Origin of the sequence: Hymenobacter terrestris, from assembly GCF_013377905.1 — a bacterium.
Taxonomy (GTDB): Bacteria; Bacteroidota; Bacteroidia; order Cytophagales; family Hymenobacteraceae; genus Hymenobacter; species Hymenobacter terrestris.
Genome location: NZ_JABKAV010000025.1, coordinates 30,657 through 48,715 on the forward strand (window position 1 = coordinate 30,657; position 18,059 = coordinate 48,715).

Consider the following 18,059-nt stretch of genomic DNA (forward strand, 5'->3'; position numbering starts at 1 on the left):
GGTGACACCCGGCAGCGGCCGGGCAAGCGGGCTACAAGAATACGGCAATTCGGGCACTAAAACGCAGCCTGCCCACAATTACCAGTTGGCCACCGACTTATTGAACGCGTCGCTGATAAGGTTGCGAAATAGCTCGTTGAGCGCCGTCTGGTCGCTGTTGACGCTGGCAATGTCGCGGGTAGCGGGGAAGGAGCGGGTTGTTTGCAGCGTCTCCTCGAAATCCTGTTTGGGGTCTTTGGTATTGGTGAATTTCACCCGCACCTGAATGGTGAGCTGGTTGGCGCCTGCTTGGTCGATGCCGTTGGCCTGCTGAATGGCGGCCGGCGCAAAGTCGTAGGCAAGTATCTGACCCTCAAACTGCAGGTCGCCGTCGCGGGGCACAAGTTTCAGGCTGGTGTTACGCTGAAAGTAGTCCTTGAAATTCTCCGTGAACTGCTGCGACAAAAATGAGGGGCCATTGCTGGCGTTGTTGGCAAACGTAGCAATGGAAATCGTTTTGATTGTCGGGTCGATGTTGGTTCCACTAAACGAGTACACGCCGCAGCTGGTAAGGCAGCTGCAAGCCACAAGCCACAAGCTGCAAGTAATAAGCCGCCACCAAGGCCGGGGCAGAATCGTCAGTGCCTTGCTGATTTGCAGCTTGTAGCTTGTGGCTTGCACCGTGTAATTATGCTTGTTCCAGATCATACTGCTTGAGTTTGCGGTAGAGGGTGCGCTCGGAAATCCCCAGGTCGTGGGCGGCGTATTTGCGCTTGTTGTGGTGCTTTTTGAGGGCTTTGATAATCATTTCCTTCTCCTTGGCCTCAAGGCTCAAGGTTTCCTCCTCCGTTTCATGCGGAATATCCTCCACCCGCTGCACTTCCTCCTCGCCGTAATCAGCGTCATTGTCGTCGCTCAGTTCGCGCGAACTGATGATGTATTCGTTGCTACCGCCCTCGGGCCGCTGGTGCCGACTGCCAGGCCCTTCGTAGGGCGTTACGGCCGTGCTATTGAACAGGTGGCTGTTCTGGCGTAGCAACTCCTGGGTTTCGTGGGGGCGCTGGCCGGTGGCCAGCTCCAGCACCAGCTTTTTAAGGTCGGTCATGTCGCGGCGCATATCGAAGAGGACCTTGTAGAGCAGGTCGCGCTCCGAATAGCTGTTGCCGGCCCCATCAGTGGCGCCGGTGCCGGCAGCGTGCACCAGCATGGGCAAGCGGCTGCTCTGGTCGGCGGGCAGGTACTGGCGCAGGCGGCGGGCATCTACCTCCCGGTCGGTCTCCAGCACCGACATCTGCTCGGCCACGTTCTTAAGCTGGCGAATGTTGCCCGGGAACCGGAACCGCTGCAAATCCTGCACCGCCTCGGGCGTCAGGCTGATGGGCTTAACCCGGTAACGGTCAGAAAAATCGGTGGCGAACTTTCTAAACAGTAAGTAGATATCATCCCCCCGGTCACGTAATGGTGGAACTGTAATCGGCACCGTATTGAGGCGGTAATACAGGTCTTCGCGGAAGCGGCCCTCGCGCACGGCGTCGAGCAGATTCACGTTGGTAGCGGCCACCACGCGCACATCGGTCTTCTGCACCTTGCTGGAGCCCACGCGAATAAACTCGCCGTTTTCGAGCACCCGCAGCAGCCGGGCCTGGGTGCCGAGCGGCATCTCGCCAATCTCGTCGAGGAAGATGGTGCCGCCGTTAGTCACCTCGAAGTAGCCCTTGCGGGCCTCCTGCGCGCCGGTAAACGAGCCCTTCTCGTGGCCGAACAGCTCCGAATCAATAGTGCCCTCGGGAATGGCACCGCAGTTGATGGCGATGAACTGCCCGTGCTTGCGGGGCGAAAGCGCGTGGATAATCTTGGAAAACGACTCCTTACCGGAGCCACTCTCGCCCGTTATCAGCACCGTCATATCGGTAGGGGCCACCTGCGCCGCCACCTGAATGGCGTAGTTGAGCGAAGGCGCGTTGCCGATGATGCCGAAACGCTGCTTTATAGATTGTATTTCAGAAGGTGTCAAGGTTGGCGGGGATTCGTAGGAAAGACGAAAGGCTAGGATAGTTTATTTGATAAATAATCAGGTATTCGTACGGTCAGAGAAAAATTGCTCGAAGCGCTTTCGTTCGCCAAATCCGCCAGAGCTCTGTAGAAATAGGGTTTCTGGCTCATATTCACTAACTGCACCCGTTACTTCCCATTCAGGGAAGAAGACACTATCGGCTGTATAGAAAGTATAGTATTTAAAAGAAATCTGGTCGTGCTCAGCATCAAAAAATACCTGTTCAATTTCTTCTTGGTCGAACACGATGCCCAAAAATGACTGAAGTCTATTGAAGGTCACACGTAGATCTTCATCTATAAACAGAGATTGATAAGGTGGATGCCGCTTCATAGATCGGGCAAATAATGGCATGCGTACTACCTCAGATAGGAGTAACTACCCAACTGCCTCGCCCAGCAGCGTATTTGTCGTCGACTCATGCACCAGCACGTCAACGTAATCACCCTTCTTGTAGTGTTTCTTGGGGAAGATGATCATCTGGTTCTGGCTGTTGCGGCCGCTCAGGTGCTCGTCACTACGCTTGGAGAAGTTCTCAGCCAGTACGCGGTGGATATGGCCCACGGCGCGGGCGTTTCGCTCGCGGCTATGGTCTTTCTGCTGGGCAATTACTTCGGCCAGGCGACGCTTTTTCACCTCCAGCGGCACGTCATCTTCGAGCTTGCGGGCAGCCAGCGTGCCGGGGCGCTCCGAGTAGAAGAACATGAAAGCCATGTCGTAGCGCACCTGCGCCATCAGACTGAGCGTGTCTTGGTGCTCTTCCTCGGTTTCGGAGCAGAAACCCGAAATCATGTCGGTAGAAATAGCGCAGTCGTCGCCCAGAATGCGGCGGATGGCCTGCACGCGCTCCTCGTACCAGGGCCGGTCGTAGGTTCGATTCATCAGGGCCAGCACCCGCGAGTTGCCGCTCTGGGCCGGCAAATGGATGTATTTACAAATGTTCTCGTGCCGCGCCATGGTGTGCAGCACCTTATCGGTAATGTCTTTGGGGTGGGAGGTGGAGAAGCGTACCCGCAGCTCGGGGCTGATGAGCGCCACCTGCTCCAGCAGCTGGGCAAAGTTGACGTGCTCGGTGCCATCCTCGGAAGCCCACTTATAGGAGTCCACGTTCTGACCCAGCAGCGTTACTTCCTTGTAGCCGGCCGCTACCAAATCCTGCGCCTCGCGCACGATGCTGTGGGCGTCGCGGCTCCGTTCGCGGCCCCGAGTGAAGGGCACTACGCAGAAGGAGCACATATTGTCGCAGCCGCGCATGATGCTGATAAAGGCCGTGATACCGTTGGAGTTGAGGCGTACCGGCGTGATGTCGGCGTAGGTTTCCTCGCGGCTCAGTAGCACGTTCACGGCTTTCTGGCCGCCGTCAACCTGGGCAATAAGCTGGGGTAGGTCGCGGTAGGCGTCGGGGCCCACCACGAGGTCCACGAGCTTTTCCTCCTCTAGAAACTTGCTTTTCAGGCGCTCGGCCATGCAGCCGAGTACGCCCACCAGCATGCCGGGCCGGCGCTTTTTGTAGCTGTTGATTTGCGAGAGGCGCATGCGCACAGTCTGCTCGGCCTTCTCGCGGATGGAGCAGGTGTTGAGCAGCACCAGGTCGGCCAGTTCGAGCGAATCGGTAGTATCGAAGCCCTCATCGAAGAGGATGCTCGACACAATTTCGGAGTCGGAGAAGTTCATCTGGCAGCCGTAGCTTTCCAGGTAGAGCTTGCGCGAGCGGCCGGTGCGGGTGGCCGGGTTCACGCGCACCTCGCCCGAAGGGGTGTCGGCGTGCGTAACGGCATCTACGCTAGGCGCAGGCAGGGTAGGAGCGTCGAGGAAATCGAGGGTAATCAGGGGTTGGGCCATCAGAAAAATGCCGGTTAGCGGCAGCAGCTTCACAGTTCAGAGAACGGCAAAGGTAGCGGTTTTAGGCTGAAAAAATGACAGAATGGCAGAGAGATGGTGCGCGAGTTGCTGAGGAAAATGGAACGTCATGCTGAGCGCAGCCGAAGCATCTCTACTGCCGTAGTAATCCTGTCGTTGGGTTGCAACGAAGTGGTAGAGATGATTCGACTCTGCCAGCGCTCAGCATGACGTTTACTTTTTCCGGTTACTTACCCACCACCGCGCCCAGCACCTCCAGCATAGCGCGGGCTTTGAGCAGGCACTCGGCGTACTCGCGCTCGGGCACCGAGTCGTAGGTGATGGCCGAGCCCACCTGGAAGCTAATGTAACCAGTGTCGGTGCGGTACTGCAGGCTGCGGATGACGACGTTGAAATCGAAGTCGCCGTTGGGCCAGATGAGGCCCAGCGAGCCGCTGTAGAGGCCGCGGCGGCTGCGCTCGTAGTGCTCGATGAGCTGCATGGCCCGAATTTTTGGGGCCCCGGTCATCGAGCCCATCGGGAAGGTGGCCCGCAGTACATCTACCACGCCCAGGTTGGGCCGGAGCCGGGCGGTTACGCTGGAAATCATCTGCCAGACGTGGCGGAACGGATACAGGCCGAATAGTTCGGGTACCTGCACGGTGCCGGTCTGGGCCACCCGGGCCAAATCGTTGCGCACCAAATCCACAATCATCAGGTTCTCGGCGCGCTCCTTTTCATCGTGCAGCAGAGTCTGGCGCTGCTGCGCGTCGGCAGCGGGTGTGGTGCCACGGGCTATAGTACCCTTGATGGGCTGGGAAAGCAGCTCGGGGCCGGTGCGGCGAACAAACCGTTCGGGCGAGGCGCAGAGCAGGTAGTGGCTTTCGTGGCGCATAAAGCCCGCAAACGGGGCCGGCGAGGCCGCGTTGAGGCGCTCGAATAAATCCACCGGGTCCAGCTGCACGTCGTCGGCACAGAACTCCTGGCACAGGTTCATTTCATACACCTCGCCATTGAGAATATCCTCGCGCACCGCTTCCACGGCCCGCAGGTAGTCGGCTTTCGGCATCCGGGGCGTAATGAACGCCACGGCCGGGGGCGGCATTACGGGTAGGGGAGTGGCCGCAATGGCCGCCAGCACGCCCGCTGTGTCGCCGTGAATATGTAGCGCTTCCGTTTCCCAAATCAGCCAGATGCGGGGCCGGAAGAAGTGCAGGTTTGGCCATGCCAGATTGCTGTGGTTGGCGCTGCTGAGGTCTTCCAGCTCATCCTTTACTTCATAGCTGATGAAACCGCAGGCCGGAGCCGCCACACTATCCCCGGCCGCAAGCCAAGTCCCCAGTTCATCCAGACTGCGCGGGGCGTTGGGCGCAGCCTCGGCCACGGCCAATAGCCGCCGGAACGGCCCGCCTGGATACGCCAAGTCGTTGGGCTCGTAGTAGACACAATGCGTAAAGCCGGCCGCCCAGCGCAGGGCGCGGGCGCGGAAATCGGGCGGCAGTTGGACGAGGGGGATGGTGAGCACGTTTGATTCGGTCAATATACAAGAGCGTCATTCAGAGCGCAGCGAAGAATTCCGCGTGAAATGGTGAGCAACTTTAACAACATCAGCCCGCGAGATTCTTCGCGGCGCTCTGAATGACGTTCTGCCTCCTCATTTCAACTCCTGAAGCGCCAGTTTGGCTTTGGTGTCGGTGCTGTTCTTGTACTCGTGCTTGGGATAGTTCAGGGCCTTCTGGAAGTAAGCTTTGGCTGTGCTCTTCTGGCCTTCCAGTTGATAAAGGTAACCCAGCTGCAGGGCCGATTGAGGCGCGTAGTAGTAGGGTGCGAGGCCGGCGCGGGCAATGGTTTGGGCGTAAAGTGCTCGGGCCGAATCGGGTTGGCCGAGCAGGTGCAGGGCCCGGGCGCGGCGGTAAAGGTACTCCAGCTGGTTGCGCAGGGGCGTAGCGTTGCTGGCTCGGAACGTGGCCAGCGTGGCTAGGGCGGGGCGGTAGTAGCCGCCGTCAATCTGCAAACGGGCGCGGGTGAGCGTGGAATCGAGCGGCTGCGGGTCGTCGAAAAAGCGCTGGGCGTAGTTGTCCTCCTCCAGCACCGTGCGGCCCGCGGGGCCGATGCGGGCGCGGTAACGGCCGGCGGCCGGCGCATCGCCCCCCAGCCAGCAGGCCAGATACAGCTTGAAGTAGGCGTCCTTCAGGTAATGTCGGCCCCGGTACTGCTGCAGAAACAGCTCGTTGGCGCGGCGCGAGGCCGGGTATTGGCCCTGGTAGAGCAGTAGGTCGGCGGCCAGGTGGTGCAGGTAGGGTAGCGGTAGGTAGGCCGGGCCGGTGGGGCGGGCGCGGTAGGCGGCCAGGGCCTCATCGGTGCGGTGCTGCTTTTTCAGCTGGCTGATGAGCAGAAACGCCAGCAGCTGGTTTTCGGGCTGCTCGCGGCGCAGGCGCTCCACCAGCGCCAGAGCGGCGGCGGGTTTCTTGTAGTAGGTTTCTTCGAGCAGCGCCAGTACCAGGTGGGCTTCAAGCTGGAAATCGTTGGGCTGACTGGCGGCCCGGCGCAGGTTAACCAGGCCCGCATTTACCGAGCCCGGCAAACCCAGCAGCCGCAGAAACCAGCGGTAGCCCTCGGGCAGCGAGCCAATGAAAAACTGCAGCATGCCGAGCGTTTTGCGGGCCGGCAGGTAATTGGGGTAGCGTTCCGTCACGCGCTGCATGGCCCCGTAGCTCTGGCGCAGGCTCCAGGCCCCGCGCACCTCCTGCCCGAAAACGACCTGCGCGGTAGCCTGGTGCAGCCGGATTTCGGCCGCCGCGTACTCAGCCAGTGGGCCGGTCTGGTTTTCAAGCGCGGCCAGCCGCTGGTCTTGGGCCTCAACGGTACTTTCGAAACGGGTGGCGTCCTGGCTGACGAGCAGTTCGGTGATACTCAGGCAGTCTTGCACCAACAGCGTGCCGGCGTCGGTTCCGGCACCCAGCAGGACGCGGGCAGCCGCCGGGCGCATATTCAGTACCTCGGCGTAGGCGCGGGTTTGGCGCTCAGTGAGTTCCGACATGGATTCCCGCAGCGGCGCGCAGAGGGTTTCGCAAAGGCTCGCTGCGCAGAGTGCTACCAGCCAGCACGCTCTCAGCGCACCTCTGCGAAAACCTTGGCGTACCTCTGTGGAAAATTGCATAGAACAAAAAAGAACGGCCCCGGAAAGAGGCCGTTCTTCAAAATCAAAGCATAAGCTGATTACTCGCCCCGGGCCTCCACGTCGGCGAAAATTCGGCCGCAGTGCTCGCACACGATGATTTTCTTGTGCGAGATGATGTCGGCCTGGCGTTGCGGGGGAACCGTGTTGAAGCAGCCGCCGCAGGCGTCGCGCTTCACCTCTACCACGGCCAAACCGTTGCGCACATTGCCGCGGATGCGGGTGTAGGCGGTCAGCAGGCGGTCCTCGATGGGCTTTAGGGCTTTGTTGCGCTGGTCCATGAGCTTCTTCTCGTCGGCCTCACTCTCGCCCACGATGGTTTCCAGCTCGCTCTTCTTGTTGTCGAGGTCCTTCTTGCGCTCAATCAGGCGCTGCTTGGTGCCGCTGATGTCGTTGTTCTTCTGCTCAATTTGGTACTGCGCTTCCTTGGTCTTCTTCTCCGCAATCTGGATTTCCAGCTTCTGGAGTTCGATTTCCTTGGCTACCGCCTCATACTCGCGGTTGTTGCGCACGTTCTGCTGCTGCTCCTCGTAACGCTTGATCAGGCCGTCGGCATCCTTAGCGGCCTGCTTGCGCTGCTTGATCTGGTCGTTGAGGCCCGAAATTTCTTCATCGAACTTGCCAACGCGCACTTCGTAGCCGGCAATTTCGTCCTCCAAGTCCTGTACTTCCTCGGGCAAGTCGCCGCGTACGCGCCGAATTTCGTCCAGTTGCGAGTCAATTTGCTGCAGGTGCAACAGGGCTTCCAGTTTGCTGGCAACGGTAACTTCCGCGGCGGCTGGGTTAGAAATCATATCGGACGGGGTTGGTTAGGGTCTGGGCAATTAAGACCGCAAAATTACTTCCAAAGTTGGCAGCAAGCAAATCCTGGAATATTTCGCCCGTAAACTGCTCGCTCTCGAAGTGGCCCACATCACAGAGCATCAACTGCCCTTCAGCCCCGAAATACTCGTGGTATTTCAGGTCGCCGGTCACGTAGGCGTCGGCCCCGGCGGCGCGGGCATTACCGATGAGGAAGGAGCCTGCGCCGCCACACAGGGCCACCTTTTTAATAGGCCGCTCGAAGTCGGTGTACTTCACCACCGGCACGCCCAGCGCCGTGCGCAGCCGCTGCCGAAACTCGGCAGGGCTCAGCGCCTCGGGTAGCTCGCCTACAAAGCCGGAGCCCACCTCCTGATGGCTGTTTTCTAGCTTGATGATTTCGTAGGCCACTTCTTCATACGGGTGAGCGGCCCGCAGCGCGGCCAATGCCGACCGTTGCAGGTGCAGTGGCAATAGCACTTCCACGCGGTCCTCGCGGGTGGTTTCGGGCTGGCCGGGCGTGCCCTGGAACGGGCTGGTGCCGGCCCCCGGCGTGAACGTGCCGGTGCCTTCGGAGCGGAAGCTACACTCAGAATACTGCCCCACCTGGCCCGCGCCAGCCGCATAAAGTGCCGCCAGCACCGCCGCGGTGTGCGTGGCTGGCACGTAGGTTATCAGCTTAGCCAGCAGGCCCGGCTTGGTGTCGAGAATACGGCCGTTTTCCAGCCCCAGCTTATCGGCCAGTTTGCGGTTGACGCCGTGAGCCACGTTGTCGAGGTTGGTGTGGGCAGCGTACAGCGCCACATCATTCTTTATTGCTTTAAGCAGTGTCTGCTCTACCTCGTTGGCCCCGGTCAGGCGCTTAAGGGGCTTGAAGATGAGCGGATGGTGGGCCACCACCACGTTGCAGCCGCGCCGAACGGCTTCATCCACCACGGCCGGGGTGCAGTCGAGTGCGATAAGCACGCCCCGCACTTCCAGCTGCGGGTCGCCGCACTGTAGGCCGGCGTTGTCGTAGCTTTCCTGGTAAGCCAGCGGGGCAGCGGCTTCCAGCACGCGCATAAGGTCGAAAAGTTGAGGCATTATTGTGAGTTAAATAGAGCGATATAGAGATGCAATACCTTGCGTCTCGTCGTTGAACGGTGATATAAAAACGGTCAATGTCAGCAACGACAAGGCGCAAGATATTGCGTCTCTACATCAGTCCGGCGGCTTGAGAGAGGACTTCCACGTAGCGGGCCACGTTTTCGGGCAGGTGGCGGCGCTGGTACTGCATGAGGTAGCGCGGGTGGTCGAGGACGTAGATCTGCTCAAATAGGCCCAACTCATCGTTGAGACGGTGGAAGAACTTCGCGTTACGCCGGCCCAGGCACACAGCTGTCGGCCGGGCCACGCCTACTTCCGCTACCAGCTGCCGCAGATTTGTCTGGATGTCGGGCCAGAGGGCGGCGGTGAGGGCCGGTGCGTCGTAGAAATTGTAGTTGCGGCCGTCGCGCAGCAGCACCAGCGGGTACAGCGAGCCGACGTAGAACTGCCGGTAGAACGGTTCCGGACCGCCCCAGGCCTCTACTACGGCCTGCATAAACTCGCTCGAAGGCTCGCGGCGCATCGGCAGCGTGTGCGCTATTCCCCAGGCCGTGAGGGCTGGCCCGTCGGTGAAGGCCACGCCGCTGCGGCCGTTGCCCAGCCGGCCGGGGTTGATGCCCAGCACCGCCACCCTAGGCTGGTCGCCGGTATAATAGCGGCGGGCAAACTCAGTGAACAGCGCCCGCGGCTCCGGCTCCTGGTAGGGGCTGTACGCCGTTACGCCATCGGGCAGGGGCGGAGGCAGTGGGAAATCGGTGAGGGACTGGAGCAGGCGGTCGGCAAAGGGCATCGGGGCGGGCTGGGGGCTGGTACGGTGGGGGAGGGCGCGTAGTAATGTCAGCAATAGAACTACGGCCCCGGCCAAGCAAAGGTGGGTTTCTTATATAAAACTGCTGCAACCCGCCCCAACCCGCTACTTTTGCGGCGGCCGGAGTCCTTGTTGCATCCATTGCATCGTCCGGGGCTGCCTCTCCGCGCCGGCTTCTACTTCTTCTTTTTGACTTCCTTCCCGACCATCCTGCTGCTCCCGTTTAGCTGGCTCTACGCGGCCGTGCTGGCAGCGCGCAACTGGCTCTACGACCGGGGCTGGAAGGAGAGCACGGCCTTTGATGAGGTGCCGGTGCTGAGCGTGGGCAATCTGCGGGTGGGCGGCACCGGCAAAACGCCCCACGTGGCCTGGCTGGTGGCCTGGCTGCAAGCCCGCGGCCAGCACCCCGCCCTGCTCAGCCGCGGCTACGGCCGCCGCACCCGCGGCTACCGGCTCGCCACGGCCGCCGATTCGGCCGCTACGGTGGGCGATGAGCCATGGCAGCAGTTCGGACAGTTTGGCGAGGCCGTGCCGGTGGCGGTGAGCGAAGACCGGGTGGCCGGCATCCGGCAGCTGCTGTCCGAAGTGCCTGCCGTTACGGCCGTGGTGCTCGATGACGCCTACCAGCACCGCCGGGTGCGGCCGGCATTGAACATCCTGCTCACTGAGCAGCAGCGGCCGTTTTATGCCGACCAAGTGCTGCCGGCCGGCCGCCTGCGAGAGAGCCGGGCCGGGGCCGCCCGCGCCGATGCCGTTATCATCACCAAATGCGCCCCCGACCTGAGTGTGGCGGCCCGCGCCGCCATTACCGCGCAGGTGCGCCGCTACGCCCGGCCCGAGGTGCCGGTACTGTTTTCAGCCTACGATTATGGTCCGCCGATGCCCGTGCCGGGTACGGCGGCCGGGCGGGTAAGTGGGCCGGCAAGTGGGAGTGAGGTGCTGCTGCTGACCGGCATTGCCCAGCCCGGCCCGCTGCTGACGCACCTGGCGGCGGCGGGCTACCGTGTAGCCCATCACGCCCGCTTCGCCGACCACCATGATTTCACACCCGCCGAAATTGCGACTCTGGCTGCGCAATGCCAGCTCGGCCAGTGCGTTCTGACAACCCAGAAGGATGCGGCCCGCCTGCAGGAGTCCGCGCTGGCGGCAAGTGTGGCCGATTTGCCCGTATTTTACATTCCGATTACCGTCCGGTTCCTGGCCGATGGGGAGGCCCGGCTGGTCGCCCTGCTCGCCCCGTACTTTCCGCTTCCCGCCGTTGGCTGATTTCCCGTTGCTCTTCTTCCGTACCTCCTCGCTGCGCCTGCTGCTGCTGGCCGGCCTGCTGGGGCTGGGCCTGTTGCTCCCCTGGGCTGGCCACGCCCAGATCCTCGACGACTCGACCCGCAACAACTACGGGGCGCGCACCACCTTTATATTGAAAGAGCGCGACCTGCTGCGGGCCGACACCGTGGGCCGCATGATCGACTCGACGCTTACGCGCCTGCCCCAGCAGCGCTACTGGACCCACGACACCACGTTTCAGCAGACGCTGGGCCTCTTTGGTTCGGCTTCGCGGCCGCTGCTCTGGGAGGCCAACCGCCAGCTGGGCGCCCGCCTGGGCCGCACCGTGTTCGACCAGTACGCCCGCGGCCCCGAAGACGTGAACTACTACGATACGAAGTCGCCCTACACGTTTTTTCGCTTTTTCCAGGGCAACCCCTACGAGCAGGTATTCGAGCTGGGCTACGCCCGCAGCCTCAAGAAGCGCTTTAATGCGGGCTTCAACTACGAGCGGTTTGGAGCCAACAAGGCCATTGCCGTCAGCAACACCAAAACCGGCCAGGTCGAGCATAACAATTTCGTGTTTTTTGCCCGCTATCAGTCGCTTAACAACCGCTACCAGGCCATGGGCCACTTCGCCACGGCCCGGCACGAGGTGGCGGAGCAGGGCGGCATCCAACCACTAGCCAACGATACGCTTGAAGATGGCCGGACTGACCTGCGCCTGCTGTTTGATTACCAGCGGGAGGTAGTGAATCTGACCAATGCCAAAAACCGCGACTCCCGCGACCGGGTGCGGCTGCTGCACAGCTATCAGCTGCTGGGCCGGGGCCTCACGGCGTATCACCTCTTCAACTTCAGCCGGCAGCTTACTCGATACACCGACGAACAGCCGGCACCCGGCGGCGTGCGCAACCCGTTCTACCCAATAAACCGGCTGAGCTCGGCCGCCACCGACGACCGGGCCGAGTTTCGGCAGTTCGAAAATACGGTAGGCGTGATGGGGCAGAGCCAGCTGGTAAACTACCGACTATACGGCCGCTACCGTACGTATTCGCTCGAAACGCGCTCGGCCTACGAGGCACCGCCGGTGGTGCGGGAAGCGCTGCCGACGGTGGAAGGCCCCAGCCAGCTGTTTGCGGGCGGCATGGCGGCGTTCCAGTATCGGCAGTTCGCCATCGAAACGGCCGGCGAGGTGAAGCCAGATCTGAAAGACGCAACGCAGACTGAATATTGGCTTAGCGGTCGGGCCCGACTGGGCTTTTTGAGCGGCGAGGTATTGCTGACCAGCGTCGCCCCCACGCTCACGGAGCAGCAGTTTTCGGGCAACCACTTTGCCTGGGATACCGACTTTGAAAACGTGCAGGTGCAGCAGCTGCGGGTGCGCGCTGCCCGGCAGCTGGGCCGGCATTTCGTGGAAGCCGTGGGCACGCTGGCCAATGTCAGCAACTACATCTACTACTCCGTCGACCCGATTTCCGAGACGGACCAGATACACATGGATGGCCCCCGGCAGGCCAGCGGTGATGCGGGCAACTTTCAGCTCACTAGCCTGATGGGGCACTATCGGGGTAGTGTGGGTCACTTGTTTTTTGAAACGCAGGCGACTCTTACACTTGGTGCCGGTTCCGACAATCCGGCGTTGCGAATTCCGGCCGTGGTGGGGGAGGCGCGGGTGTACTACCAGGGCTACCTGTTCAAAAAAGCATTGTTCGGGCAGGTGGGCGTGCAGAGCTACTATCAGTCGCGCTGGAAGGCCTACGACTACAGCCCCAGCACCCAGCAGTTCTTCGTGCAGGACCATTTCACCATCCGCAGCGTGCCGGTGGCCGACGTGTTCCTGAGTGCCGACATCAAAACGGTGGGCGTGTTCCTGAAAATGGCCTACATTAATCAGTTTCTGCCCCAAAACGGCTACTTCACGGCGCCCTACTACGCCGCCTTGCCCCGCCGCCTCCAGTTTGGCCTGCGCTGGCAGTTCTTCAATTAGGGCTGAACAAAGCCTTGTTATCCTGACTAAGGCTCCCCTTCGTCCCACCAGCACCTATGAAAGAGAAAACCATCCTCAAGCTCAAGCTCAACACCGACCCGCGGTGGGTGGACATTGCCAGCAAAAACCTCGAAGATATTCTGGTCGACCACGCGTACTGCGAGCAGAAGGCGGCCAGCACCGGCATTTCGCTCATCCTCAAATACCCCGAGAAAACCCGGCTGGTAGAGGAACTCACGGCGCTGGTAGCCGAGGAGTGGGAGCACTTTGGCCGCGTGATGCAGGAGCTGCGCCAGCGCGGCTTCGCGCTGGGCCGCCCGCGCCGCGATGAGTACGTGGTGGCGCTATTGGCCCACGTGCGCAAGGGTGGCCCCCGCGAGCGGCAGCTCATGGACCAGTTGCTGGTGAGTGCGCTCATTGAGGCCCGCAGCTGCGAGCGGTTCAAACTGCTCTGGAAACACATTCCCGACCCCGGCCTGAGCCAGTTCTACTACGAGCTGATGGCCTCCGAAGCCGGCCACTTTGTGAGCTACGTGGAGCTGGCCAAGGAATACGCCGATCCGCAGGAGGTGGACGTGCGCTTCCAGGAACTGCTTCGTATCGAAGGCGACATTGTTACCAGCCTGCCCGTCCGCGACGACCGGATGCATTGAGTTGTTTGCGGGTTGTTAGTCGTTAATGTCAGCTGCTGGCTGCCACTGACAACCAGCAGCTGATCATAGATTATCCTAGCCAAAAATACGGTTGGATTAAAAAACTTGCCTTCTGTTTAGGGTCTTCGTAGCTTAGGCCCCAACCATTTAGCTAGTTTGCTGCTCTGCCCAATTTCTTATGAAGAATCTGCTATTCTTTGCGTTGCTACTAGCGTTACCCTTCACCGGCCGGGCACAAGCTGCTGCCGGCTCTCAGCTTAACTTCTGCGGCGTCAACCTGCCCCTGGAAAATGGCTATACGGCAGTTTCAAGCTCTGAAGTAACCGGCCCGGCCTACCAACTGGCGTGGGTGTACCTCGATTACAGAGAGATGCGTACTTACCCGCCCGAGCATGTGCGGGTGGCGAAGAAAAAGCAGAAAAATGTGGAGGTAACCCCTTTCACCTGCACGCTGCTCGACGGCCCGCCGGCCCAGGGCACGCGCCTGGCGTACGCCACCGAAACAGGCGGTATGGCTTACCAGTACATCGTGTTCGGCATAGCCAAAGGCCAGCCCGTACTGATCGACCTTACACTGCCCCTCGACCCCGAAAAAACCGCTGACCTGCCCGCCCTCGTGCAGCAGTTTATGCGGCTGGAGAAGTAAGCAGGCCGTTGCTCCCTGATTCCGGGGAAACAGCGCCTCGTTAAGGTTTCAGCACCCGGATAATGCAAAGGGGCACGGACTGAAGTCCGTGCCCCTTTGCATTATCCGGGTATTCCTGTATCGTTTCTCACCTCTCACTGGTGAGTATCAGGTCTTCTGCTTCTTCTTTTTAGCAGCTGGAAACAGGATGTTGTTGAGAATGAGGCGGTAACCGGGCGAGTTGGGATGCAGGCTGAGGTCGGTGGGCTCTTCCTCTACCAAGTGCTGATAGTCTTCGGGGTCGTGGCCGCCATAGAAAGTCCAGGTGCCTTTGCCCAGCGTGCCGTGCATGTAGCGCACCTCGCCCGACGCCTTGTTCTCGCCCATCACCACCACATCGGGCTTCACCAGGCTTTTGCGGAAGGCCGTCGTCTGGCCCATAAAGCCCTTGATGGTACGCTCATGGTTCTGGCTGAGCATGGTGGGCACCGGATCGTATTTGGCTGAGAAATTGAACAGCTGGAAATAGTCGTTGTCTTCGTACACGCCTCGCTCGCGCGGGTCCATGTCGATGTTGGAGTATTCGTACTCGAAGGGGTTGGGGCGCAGCTGGAAGTTCTGGAAGGCCAGCGTGCGGTTGAAGTTGAGCTTGCTCTGGGCCTGCCGGTCGGCCGGGTCGCCGTCGTACATACTCTCCACCATATCCAGACCGAGGCCGGCCAGGGCAATATCATACGAGTCGGTGGCCGAGCACATGGCGAACATAAAGCCCCCGCCGGCAATAAACTCCTGCATCTTGACGGTCACGGCCCCTTTCATCTGGCTCACTTTGGCGAAGCCGTTGCGTTTGGCCGCCGCTTCGGCGTCGCGCTGCTGCTGCTGGTACCAGGGCCGGCTGCGGTACGAGGCGTAAAACTTGCCGTACTGGCCCGTAAAATCCTCGTGGTGCAGGTGCAGCCAGTCGTATTTAGGTAAGTCGCCGCGCAGCACTTCGTCGTCGTAGATGGGGGTGAAGGGGATTTCGGCGTAGGTGAGTACCATCGTTACGGCGTCGTCCCAGGGCATCTTGCCTTTGGGCGTGTACACCGCAATCTTGGGCACCTTCTCCAGCTTCATCAGGTCCATGTTGGCGTTGGGGTCGGCTATTTCGGAGAGGATGCTGGTATACTGGGCCTCCGAAATCACCTGGTAGCTCACGCCCCGCACAGCCAATTCGTTTTCGGCCCCCGGCACCACATCAAAGGCGAAGGCCCCACCGCGGTAATTCAGCAGCCAGTCTACCTCTACCTGCTTGCCCAGCAGCCAGTAAGCTGCGCCATAGGCCTTCAGGTGTTCCTTCTGGCTTTTGTCCATCGGGATGAGGATATGGTTGGCCCGCGCCGCCAGCGGGCCCAGCAGTCCGGCAGCCAGTACGAGCAGCAAACTCAGCAAACGAAGATTTTTCATAGAGAAAGGACTAAAAACGCGGCCAGTCGAAAGGTAGCAAATCGGGGCGGAGTTACGGGCCAAACGCGCTACCTTGCACAGGCGGCCCGGGGCCGCTCCGCGTGGGTGGCGGCTGAAGAAACACAGGTTTCAGAACTCCGGCAACCCTTTCAGGCAACCAACCAATCACCGCGCCGCGGGCGAAACGCTGTTATGCAGAAAAGCTAACAGCCAATAGCTAAAGGCTAACAGCTGTATCTATGCATTTGCTGGAAAACATCAAAGAGGCGTTTCGTTCCATTGGCAGCAACCTGCTGCGCACCATTCTCACGGCGCTTATCGTGAGCATCGGTATTATGTCGCTGGTGGGCATCCTCACGGCCATCGATGCCATTAAGGCTTCGCTGAACTCGACTTTTGCCAGCCTGGGGGCCAACTCGTTCGAAATCAAGGCGAAAGGCTACAGCAACCGGGGCCGCCGGGGCGGGGTGCAGGCCAAAACGTACCCGGCCATCGACTACCTGCAGGCCCGTCAGTACAAGGAGCAGCTCGGCGACGAGGCCAAGGTGGGCATTTCGGCCTTCGTGGCCGGGGCTACCGAGGTGAAGGCCAACGGCGAGAAAACCAACCCCAACATGCAGGTAGTGGCCGGCGACGAAAACTACCTGCTCATTCAGAGCTACGGTCTGAAGGCTGGCCGCGGCTTTTCGCCCACCGAGCTCGACAACGGCTCCAATGTGGTAATTGTGGGCTCCGAAGTTAAGGACAAGCTATTTCCTGGCCAAAGTCCCGTCAACCAGTATGTGTACATGTTGGGCCGGCGGTTTCAGGTGGTGGGCGAACTGGAAAAAAGCGGCAGCAGCATGGGCGGCGGCGGCGCCGACCGGCTTATGCTCGTCCCGCTGGAAACGGGCAACCAGCTGCCCCGCCAGCGCGCCCTCACCTACGACGTGAAAACGGCCACCACCGACGCCAGCCAGCTCAACTACTTAACGGGCGAGGCCACCGGCATCATGCGCGCCGTGCGCCGCGACGAACTGGGCCAGCCCGACAGCTTCGAGGTGGAGCGCTCCGACTCATTGGCTGGCAAGCTCGACGCGCTGTCGGGCAACCTGCGCATCGGTGGCTTCCTGGTGGGTTTCATCACGCTGCTCGGGGCCAGCATCGCCCTGATGAATATTATGATGGTGTCGGTAACCGAGCGTACCCGCGAAATCGGGGTGCGCAAGGCCATGGGGGCCACGGCCCTGCTTATCCGGCAGCAATTCCTCATTGAGGCCATTGTGATTTGCGTGCTGGGTGGTTCGCTGGGCATCCTGCTGGGAGTGGGCATCGGCAATGCCGTGGCGCTGCTGGTGGGCAGCGGGGGCTTCATCATTCCCTGGCTCTGGATGAGCGTGGGCCTAGCCATCTGCGTAACGGTGGGCCTGGCCTCGGGTTACTACCCGGCCAGCAAAGCCGCCGCCCTCGACCCCATAGAAAGTCTGCGCTTCGAGTAGGAGCGAGGTATTATCAAATAAGTGTGAGCCGGCTATTTTCTTCGGAAAGCAGCCGGTTTATTCATTTGGTAGTATATTGCCGCTGTATTCAAAAAGCGCACTTAAGCATGGCAACCCAAACAACGGTCGGACAACGGTTTACTCAATTGATAAATCATTTGGGTTTATCGAAAAATGCGTTTGCCATGTCGTTGGAGAAGACGGCCACCGTCATTCAGCACTTGGTGGACGAGCGTAACAAGCCCGGTTTCGATCTGTTATGCAAGGTGTTTGAAGTGTACCCAAATGTGTCGAAAGACTGGCTGCTTGAAGGTCGCGAGCCGATGCTGACCAACGAAACTGAGGCTGCCACTGCTGAAGTTGAGGCCGTATCTTCTGACCCAGTGCCCCAGGGAAGTGTAGCCCCCGTGCCGCGCCCGGAGCCAGTTACCGCTCCTCCTGCTACTCCAGCCACCGCGCCAGCAGAAGCAGCGCCTCTGGTGGCGCCGGTAGCTGCCCCCGCCCCGGTTGCACCCGCTCCCGTTGAGGCGCCGGCGCCTCCTGTTGCCGCGCCTCAACCCGCACCGGCCCCCGTGGCCCCGGCCGCACCCGATACCAGCTGGCAAACGGCCCTGTACACCCAGCAAATGGCTCACCAACTGGCCATGGCCGAAATGCGCAACCAACACCTGCAGGACCAGCAGCGCATGATGCAGCAGATGATGGACCTGATGCAGCGGCAGTTGGCGTAGTAGAAACCCACTTTATGGAGTGGGCTGTTGCGAACGACGTAGGGGCGGCGGGTGTGCCCCCCCCCCCCCGTCCCACGGCCACTAGTGACGAAGAAAAGCGCCCCCCAGCCCCCTTCTCCGCCCGGGTGG

16 protein-coding genes are annotated in these 18,059 nt (G+C 60.7%); 6 read left to right on the forward strand and 10 right to left on the reverse strand.

All coding sequences use genetic code 11. The annotated features are described in order from the left end of the window. Positions 1–78: 78 nt before the first annotated feature. The 9 genes from HW556_RS10265 to HW556_RS10305 form a co-directional block, all read right to left on the reverse strand. Positions 79–687: an LptE family protein gene (locus HW556_RS10265; RefSeq protein ID WP_246289603.1), complete on the reverse strand. Its 609-nt coding sequence runs from the start codon at positions 685–687 to the stop codon at positions 79–81. Continuing rightward, entirely contained in the window at positions 668–1,993 is a 1,326-nt protein-coding gene (locus tag HW556_RS10270; protein WP_176899932.1) for a sigma-54 interaction domain-containing protein, read from the reverse strand. Before HW556_RS10270 ends, HW556_RS10265 begins: the two co-directional genes overlap by 20 nt. A 57-nt stretch (positions 1,994–2,050) precedes the next feature. Then, positions 2,051–2,386, reverse strand: coding sequence for a hypothetical protein (locus tag HW556_RS10275; RefSeq protein WP_176899933.1), 336 nt, complete (start codon positions 2,384–2,386; stop codon positions 2,051–2,053). A 24-nt stretch (positions 2,387–2,410) separates the two neighbouring features. Continuing rightward, the gene (miaB, locus tag HW556_RS10280) at positions 2,411–3,874 is read right to left on the reverse strand and encodes a tRNA (N6-isopentenyl adenosine(37)-C2)-methylthiotransferase MiaB (protein ID WP_176899946.1); all 1,464 of its coding nucleotides are present in this window, start codon (positions 3,872–3,874) and stop codon (positions 2,411–2,413) included. Positions 3,875–4,118: 244 nt separating this feature from the next. Next, a complete protein-coding gene (gene pabB / locus HW556_RS10285) occupies positions 4,119–5,396 on the reverse strand; it encodes an aminodeoxychorismate synthase component I (protein ID WP_176899934.1) in 1,278 nt (425 codons plus the stop codon). Positions 5,397–5,525: 129 nt separating this feature from the next. Further along, positions 5,526–6,911, reverse strand: coding sequence for a tetratricopeptide repeat protein (locus tag HW556_RS10290; protein WP_176899935.1), 1,386 nt, complete (start codon positions 6,909–6,911; stop codon positions 5,526–5,528). Positions 6,912–7,090: 179 nt separating this feature from the next. Next, a complete protein-coding gene (locus tag HW556_RS10295; protein WP_176899936.1) occupies positions 7,091–7,843 on the reverse strand; it encodes a zinc ribbon domain-containing protein in 753 nt (250 codons plus the stop codon). Then, complete coding sequence (locus HW556_RS10300; RefSeq protein ID WP_246289604.1) at positions 7,833–8,933, reverse strand: Nif3-like dinuclear metal center hexameric protein; 1,101 nt, start codon at positions 8,931–8,933, stop codon at positions 7,833–7,835. Before HW556_RS10300 ends, HW556_RS10295 begins: the two co-directional genes overlap by 11 nt. Positions 8,934–9,045: 112 nt before the next feature. Beyond that, on the reverse strand, positions 9,046–9,726 hold the full coding sequence (locus tag HW556_RS10305) for a uracil-DNA glycosylase family protein (protein ID WP_176899937.1): 681 nt from the start codon (positions 9,724–9,726) through the stop codon (positions 9,046–9,048). 207 nt (positions 9,727–9,933) lie between these two features. Between HW556_RS10305 and lpxK the strand changes: the two genes are divergently transcribed. The 4 genes from lpxK to HW556_RS10325 all read left to right on the forward strand — a co-directional run bounded on the left by lpxK (position 9,934) and on the right by HW556_RS10325 (position 14,296). Further along, positions 9,934–11,010: a tetraacyldisaccharide 4'-kinase gene (gene lpxK, locus HW556_RS10310; protein ID WP_218136903.1), complete on the forward strand. Its 1,077-nt coding sequence runs from the start codon at positions 9,934–9,936 to the stop codon at positions 11,008–11,010. After that, positions 11,003–12,997, forward strand: coding sequence for a putative porin (locus tag HW556_RS10315; RefSeq protein WP_176899938.1), 1,995 nt, complete (start codon positions 11,003–11,005; stop codon positions 12,995–12,997). Before lpxK ends, HW556_RS10315 begins: the two co-directional genes overlap by 8 nt. Positions 12,998–13,053: 56 nt before the next feature. Further along, entirely contained in the window at positions 13,054–13,650 is a 597-nt protein-coding gene (gene miaE, locus HW556_RS10320; RefSeq protein ID WP_176899939.1) for a tRNA-(ms[2]io[6]A)-hydroxylase, read from the forward strand. A 178-nt stretch (positions 13,651–13,828) separates the two neighbouring features. Further along, entirely contained in the window at positions 13,829–14,296 is a 468-nt protein-coding gene (locus HW556_RS10325; RefSeq protein WP_176899940.1) for a hypothetical protein, read from the forward strand. 147 nt (positions 14,297–14,443) lie between these two features. Here HW556_RS10325 and HW556_RS10330 read toward each other — a convergent pair whose 3' ends face one another. Next, a complete protein-coding gene (locus tag HW556_RS10330; RefSeq protein ID WP_176899941.1) occupies positions 14,444–15,721 on the reverse strand; it encodes an asparagine synthetase B in 1,278 nt (425 codons plus the stop codon). Between the two features lie 239 nt (positions 15,722–15,960). Between HW556_RS10330 and HW556_RS10335 the strand changes: the two genes are divergently transcribed. Together HW556_RS10335 and HW556_RS10340 are read left to right on the forward strand one after the other, a co-directional pair. After that, entirely contained in the window at positions 15,961–17,199 is a 1,239-nt protein-coding gene (locus tag HW556_RS10335) for an ABC transporter permease (protein WP_176899942.1), read from the forward strand. A 185-nt stretch (positions 17,200–17,384) separates the two neighbouring features. Beyond that, positions 17,385–17,930, forward strand: coding sequence for a hypothetical protein (locus tag HW556_RS10340; protein ID WP_176899943.1), 546 nt, complete (start codon positions 17,385–17,387; stop codon positions 17,928–17,930). Positions 17,931–18,059 lie beyond the last annotated feature (129 nt).

Coding starts and splice junctions, on each gene's coding strand:
- HW556_RS10265 (WP_246289603.1), bottom strand. CDS start 687: ATGATCTGGAACAAGCATAATTACACGGTGCAAGCCACAAGCTACAAG.
- HW556_RS10275 (WP_176899933.1), bottom strand. CDS start 2,386: ATGCCATTATTTGCCCGATCTATGAAGCGGCATCCACCTTATCAATCT.
- miaB (WP_176899946.1), bottom strand. CDS start 3,874: ATGGCCCAACCCCTGATTACCCTCGATTTCCTCGACGCTCCTACCCTG.
- HW556_RS10290 (WP_176899935.1), bottom strand. CDS start 6,911: ATGTCGGAACTCACTGAGCGCCAAACCCGCGCCTACGCCGAGGTACTG.
- HW556_RS10295 (WP_176899936.1), bottom strand. CDS start 7,843: ATGATTTCTAACCCAGCCGCCGCGGAAGTTACCGTTGCCAGCAAACTG.
- HW556_RS10300 (WP_246289604.1), bottom strand. CDS start 8,933: ATGCCTCAACTTTTCGACCTTATGCGCGTGCTGGAAGCCGCTGCCCCG.
- HW556_RS10305 (WP_176899937.1), bottom strand. CDS start 9,726: ATGCCCTTTGCCGACCGCCTGCTCCAGTCCCTCACCGATTTCCCACTG.
- miaE (WP_176899939.1), top strand. CDS start 13,054: ATGAAAGAGAAAACCATCCTCAAGCTCAAGCTCAACACCGACCCGCGG.
- HW556_RS10325 (WP_176899940.1), top strand. CDS start 13,829: ATGAAGAATCTGCTATTCTTTGCGTTGCTACTAGCGTTACCCTTCACC.
- HW556_RS10330 (WP_176899941.1), bottom strand. CDS start 15,721: ATGAAAAATCTTCGTTTGCTGAGTTTGCTGCTCGTACTGGCTGCCGGA.
- HW556_RS10335 (WP_176899942.1), top strand. CDS start 15,961: ATGCATTTGCTGGAAAACATCAAAGAGGCGTTTCGTTCCATTGGCAGC.
- HW556_RS10340 (WP_176899943.1), top strand. CDS start 17,385: ATGTCGTTGGAGAAGACGGCCACCGTCATTCAGCACTTGGTGGACGAG.